The organism is Novosphingobium sp., from assembly GCF_025351285.1.
Classification (GTDB): domain Bacteria; phylum Pseudomonadota; class Alphaproteobacteria; order Sphingomonadales; family Sphingomonadaceae; genus Novosphingobium.
In genome coordinates, this window is the sequence record NZ_JANXWG010000026.1 from 1 (window position 1) to 5,343 (window position 5,343).

Consider the following 5,343-nt stretch of genomic DNA (forward strand, 5'->3'; position numbering starts at 1 on the left):
CGCCAGACCAGCTCGACCTATCAGTACGTGCTCAAGGCCGACAGCGCCGCCGCGCTGAAGGATGCCGCCGACCGGCTGACCGCCGCGCTCAAAAAGCAGGCCGACGTCATGACCGACGTCGACCAGGACCAGCAGGACGCCGGCGCCGACGTGTTCGTTGAGGTCGATCGCGACGCCGCGGCACGGCTGGGCGTGAGCATGGCGGCGGTCGATGCCGCGCTGTACGACGCCTTCGGCCAGCGGCAGGTTGCGAACATCTATTCAGGGCTGAACCAGTACCACGTGGTGATGGAAGCCGCGCCCGCGTTCAATGGATCGCCCAACGCGCTGGCCAACATCTACCTGCCATCGAGCAAACCGGCGGCAACCTCCGGCCGCGCGACCGCGACGACCACGAGCGCCACCCCCGTTTCCAACACCCCGGGTTCGACCAGCGGCACCGCAGCCGCATCGGGCGGCGCGGCAGCGGGCAGCGCGATCAGCACCGCGCCGGCGAACATGATCCCGCTTTCGGCGATTTCGAAGTGGTCGACCGGCTCGACCAACGCGCAAGTCAATCACACCGACGCCGAACCATCGACCACCATCTCGTTCAACACGCCGCCGGGGGTCTCGCTCGGCACCGCGTCGGCGCGGATCGCGCTGGTCCAGTCCGAACTCAACCTGCCCGCCACGGTTCACGGCGATTTCGGCGGCACCGCCAAGGTATTTCAGCAATCGACATCGTCGATGCCGATCCTCGTGCTGAGCGCATTGCTGGCGATCTATATCGTGCTGGGCATCCTGTACGAAAGCGCGATCCACCCGCTGACGGCGCTGTCCACGCTGCCCTCGGCGGGCGTGGGTGCGGTGTTCGCGCTGATCGTGACGGGCGGGCAGTTCGACCTGATCGCGTTCATCGGGATCATCCTGCTGATCGGCATCGTGAAAAAGAACGCGATCCTGATCATCGACTTCGCGCTCGATGCCGAACGGTCGCGCGGGATGAGCGCGGCCGAGGCGATCCGCGAGGCCGCGATCCTGCGCTTTCGCCCGATCCTGATGACCACGCTGGCCGCGGCGCTGGGCGCGCTGCCGCTGGCGATCGGGTTCGGTGATGGCGCCGAACTGCGCCGCCCGCTGGGCATCGCGATCATCGGCGGGCTGATCGCCAGCCAGTTCCTGACGCTGCTGACCACGCCGGTGATCTACCTCGCGCTCGACCGCTTCCGCCGCCGCGGCAAGAACGAGACGATCTACGCGCGCCACGCCACTGATCCTGACGGCACCGCCGGAGCCAAAGCATGACCAAGACCCGCCATTTCACCGCCGCGCTCATCGCAAGCACGCTCGCCGGCTGCAACCTCGCGCCGCATTATCGCCCGCCCACGACGGTCCCGCTCCCCGCGCAGTTCAAGGAAGCTCCGGGCTGGTCCGCCGCCACCCCGTCGGACGCGGTGGCCAAGGGCGAATGGTGGCTGTTGTTCAACGATCCGGTGCTCGACGGGCTGGAGCGCAAGGTCGTGGCGGACAACCAGAACGTCGCGCAGTTCCGCGCCGCCTACGAAGCCGCGCGGGCGCTGGTGCGCGAACAACGCGCCGCGCTGTTTCCGCAAGTCACCGGCCAGGTCGGCGCGACCGAGAACCACAACTCCAGCAGCAACGTCTCCAACGGCAGCGGAGGAACCACCCAGGTCGGCGGCGGCACCAGCAGCCGCTTCAGCGCGCAGATTGGCGCGACCTGGGCGCCCGACTTGTTCGGCAAGCTGAGTAACGCGGTCAGCCAGTCACGCGCGCAATCGCAGGCGAGCGAGGGCGATCTGGCCAATGCCACGCTGGCGGCGCGCGGCGAACTCGCGACCGATTACGTGCAGTTGCGCGGGATCGATGCGCAACGGCTGCTACTCGACCAGACCGTTGCGGCCTATGGCAAGGCGCTGACGATCACGACCAACAAGTACAACGCCGGCACCGTCGCACATTCGGACGTATACCAGGCGCAGACCTCGCTTGCGAACGCGCAAGCCCAGCGCCGCGATCTCGACCGCCAGCGCGCGCTGCTCGAACACGCGATCGCGGTGCTGGCGGGCGAAAATCCGTCGACCTTCGTGCTGGCGCAGGCCGCTTGGAACCCGGTAATACCGCAAGTGCCATCGACGATCCCGTCCGAAATCCTCCAGCGCCGCCCCGACATCGCTGCCGCAGAGCGGCGCGTTGCCGCCGCCAACGCCGGCGTGGGCATCCAGCGCGCGGCGTTCTTCCCGCAATTCAACTTGTCGGGCAGCACCGGATTGTCGGCCACCTCGCTTGGCAACCTGTTCTCGGCGCCGGTGTTCTTCTGGTCGCTGGGGCTGTCGGGCGTGCAGAGCCTGCTGGATTTCGGCGCGAACAAGGCCCGGCTAGCACAAGCGCGCGCGCAGTTCGACCAGGCCGCCGCGGTCTATCGTCAGGCTGCACTCACCGCGTTCCAGCAGACCGAGGACAACCTCGCCGCGATCGCCGCCTACGCCGATGTCTCGCGCAGCCGCGACGAAGCGGCGATTGCGGCGGACAAGGCCGAGGCCATCGCGCGCAACCAGTACCTGTCGGGCATCGTCGACTACACCACCGTGATCACCGCGCAGAACACCGCGTTCAGCGCCCGCCAGACGCGGATCGAGGCGGTGGTCAACCGCCAGGCGGCGGCGGTGGCACTGGTGCAGGCGATCGGCGGAAGCTGGGAGCCGGTAGCGCGCTGACCCTCTCTAGCCCCCAACCCGTTCGTGCTGAGCTTGTCGAAGCACTGTCCTTGTCCTTTTGAGCCTGGCATTGGGTTCCAAGGGAAAAGCAGGGCTTCGACAAGCTCAGCCCGAACGGGGTCGGTGAACCCGCCCTATTTCTGGCATTTCGCGCAGAAGAAGCTCGATCTTCCGCCCTGCGGGACCCGCAAGACCGTCCCGCCGCACGGGCACACCTCGCCCTCGCGCCCATAGACCCGCCAGTCCTTGGCGAAATAGCCCAGTTCGCCATCGGGGCGGACGTAATCGCGCAAGGTCGAACCGCCGGCGAGAATTGCCTCCTCCAACACGGCGCGGATCTCAGGAACCAGCCGGGCGAGCGAGGCCTTGGTCACCTTGCCACCTTCGCGCTCGGGGTGGATTTTCGCGCGGTTGAGCGCTTCGCAGACGTAGATATTGCCCAGCCCCGCCACGATCCGCTGGTCGAGCAACAGCAGCTTCACCGCAGCGATCCGGTTTGCGAACGCGTCCGCTAGGTGATTGGCAGTCAGTCCCTCACCCAGCGGTTCGGGCCCAAGCGCGGCAAAAGCCGGCCACTCGTCCAGCCGCGCGGTATCCACCAGATCGACCGACCCGAACCGCCGTGCGTCGTTCAGCGCCAAAGTCTGCCCGTCGCTCGTATCGATGACGAGATGATCGTGCTTGCCGATCTCCCCCGGATCGATCCGCCAACGCCCCGACATGCCGAGGTGGAACACCATCGTGCGATCGCGGTCGGTATGGATCAGGCCGTACTTGGCCCGGCGCGTAAGACCCGTCACCCGCGCGCCGGTCAACGCCTGCGCCAAGTCGACCGGAAAGGGCCGCCGCAAATCGGCACGGCGCGCTTCGACACGCGTGATCGTGCGGCCTTCGAGCACGCGCGCCAACCCGCGCACGGTGGTTTCGACTTCGGGAAGTTCGGGCATCGTGCGCATGCCCCTAACAGGCTTTGCGCGCCCGGCAATTCCTGACTATGGCCCAGCCTATGAGCGAAACTGTTTCCTTCGGCTACGAAGAAGTCCCCGAGCACGAGAAAGTTGCGCGCGTCGGCGCGGTGTTCTCGGGCGTGGCGCGCAAATACGACGTGATGAACGACGCCATGTCGGTGGGGATGCACCGGCTGTGGAAGGACACGTTCGTTCGCCGTGTGAAGCCGCGCGACGGCGAGGCGATCCTCGACATGGCCGGCGGCACCGGAGACATCGCCTTCCGCATGGAGCCATCGGGCGCACAGATCACCGTGGCCGATATCAACCAGGACATGCTCGACGTGGGCGTGGAACGTGCGATGAAGAAGGGCTTGGATGGCCTGGTCTGGTCGTGCCAGAACGCGGAGGAGCTGGCCTTCCCCGATCGCGCGTTCGATGCCTACACGATCGCCTTCGGCATTCGCAACGTCACGCACATCGACCGCGCTCTGGCCGAATCATACCGCGTGCTCAAGTTCGGCGGGCGGTTCTACTGCCTCGAATTTTCGACCACCGAATGGCCCGGCTTCGCCGAAATCTACGATGCCTATTCGCACAAGCTGGTGCCCAAGATCGGCAAGGCCATCGCGGGTGACGAAGATTCGTACCGCTACTTGATCGAATCGATCCGCCGCTTTCCGCCGATGCCCAAGTTCAAGGCGATGATCGAGCAGGCCGGCTTCATCAACACCAGGGTCGAACCGATCCTTGGCGGGCTTGTCGCGATCCATTCTGGCTGGAAGGCGTAAGGCACTCACCTTGGCCCGTCCTGCCACGCATATCCTGAGGCTGCTCGGCTGGGGCCGCGTGCTTGCGCGCCACGGCGCGCTGCGGCCGATCGAGCGCAATCCCAACACGCCTCCTGCCGTGCGCCGACTGTGCAGGATCGCACGGTTCGGCACGATCCAGCCCAAAACTCCCGATTTCGCCGGCGCCTTCCGTGCGATCGGCCCGGCTGCGATCAAACTCGGGCAAAGCCTTGCCACCCGCCCCGACGTGGTGGGAGAAGACGCGGTGCGCAACCTGCTCACGTTGCAGGACAGTTTGCCACCGGTGCCGTTTGCAGCCGTTCGGAAAGAGATCGAGGGCAGCTTCGAACGCCCGCTCGAATCGCTGTATGCCACGTTCGACGAAACCCCGGTCGGTTCGGCGTCGATCGCACAAGTTTACCGCGCTACCACGATCGAGGGCCGCCAGGTCGCGGTCAAAGTGCTGCGCCCGGGCGTTTCGGCGCGGTTCGCGCGCGATATCGAGACGTACGAATGGGCCGCCGCGCACTTGGAAGCCTTCGGCGGTGAAGCCACCCGCCTGCGCCCGCGACTTACCATCGCCAACTTCAAGCGCTGGACCGTGCGCGAACTCGATCTGCGCCGCGAAGCCGCATCGGCCTCCGAATTGTCCGACGCAATGGCCGCCTATCACGGCTATCGCGTCCCCGCGATCGACTGGGACCGCACCAATGGCCGGGTCATGACGCTCGACTGGATCGACGGGATCAAGATCAGCGACCAGGCCGCGATCGAGGCCGCCGGGCACGATCGCAAGGCGCTGGCGTCGCGGCTGGTGCTGGCTTTCCTGACGCAAGCCATCAGCCACGGCTATTTCCACGCCGACATGCACCAAGGCAACCTGTTCGT

The 5,343-nt window shown here is 66.4% G+C and carries 5 protein-coding genes; 4 read left to right on the forward strand and 1 reads right to left on the reverse strand.

Features of this window, described 5'->3' with window-relative positions:
• Positions 1-1,287: efflux RND transporter permease subunit (locus Q0R16_RS03260; protein WP_295631845.1), on the forward strand; the 1,287-nt coding region annotated here is incomplete at its 5' end.
• A complete protein-coding gene (locus Q0R16_RS03265; RefSeq protein WP_295631848.1) occupies positions 1,284-2,717 on the forward strand; it encodes an efflux transporter outer membrane subunit in 1,434 nt (477 codons plus the stop codon). The genes Q0R16_RS03260 and Q0R16_RS03265, both read left to right, overlap by 4 nt.
• A gap of 134 nt (positions 2,718-2,851) precedes the next feature.
• Here Q0R16_RS03265 and mutM read toward each other — a convergent pair whose 3' ends face one another.
• Positions 2,852-3,664: a bifunctional DNA-formamidopyrimidine glycosylase/DNA-(apurinic or apyrimidinic site) lyase gene (gene mutM, locus Q0R16_RS03270; protein ID WP_295631851.1), complete on the reverse strand. Its 813-nt coding sequence runs from the start codon at positions 3,662-3,664 to the stop codon at positions 2,852-2,854.
• A 59-nt stretch (positions 3,665-3,723) separates the two neighbouring features.
• Between mutM and Q0R16_RS03275 the strand changes: the two genes are divergently transcribed.
• Together Q0R16_RS03275 and Q0R16_RS03280 are read left to right on the forward strand one after the other, a co-directional pair.
• Positions 3,724-4,455 carry a class I SAM-dependent methyltransferase gene (locus Q0R16_RS03275; RefSeq protein ID WP_295631854.1) on the forward strand — a complete coding sequence of 244 codons (732 nt, stop codon included), beginning with the start codon at positions 3,724-3,726 and terminating at the stop codon, positions 4,453-4,455.
• Positions 4,456-4,465: 10 nt separating this feature from the next.
• On the forward strand, positions 4,466-5,343 hold an 878-nt coding region (locus Q0R16_RS03280; protein WP_295631857.1), incomplete at its 3' end, for an AarF/UbiB family protein.

Bases quoted from the DNA above. Each gene is read 5' to 3' on its own strand.
- Q0R16_RS03275 (WP_295631854.1), top strand. From the start codon at position 3,724: ATGAGCGAAACTGTTTCCTTCGGCTACGAAGAAGTCCCCGAGCACGAG.
- Q0R16_RS03265 (WP_295631848.1), top strand. From the start codon at position 1,284: ATGACCAAGACCCGCCATTTCACCGCCGCGCTCATCGCAAGCACGCTC.
- mutM (WP_295631851.1), bottom strand. From the start codon at position 3,664: ATGCCCGAACTTCCCGAAGTCGAAACCACCGTGCGCGGGTTGGCGCGC.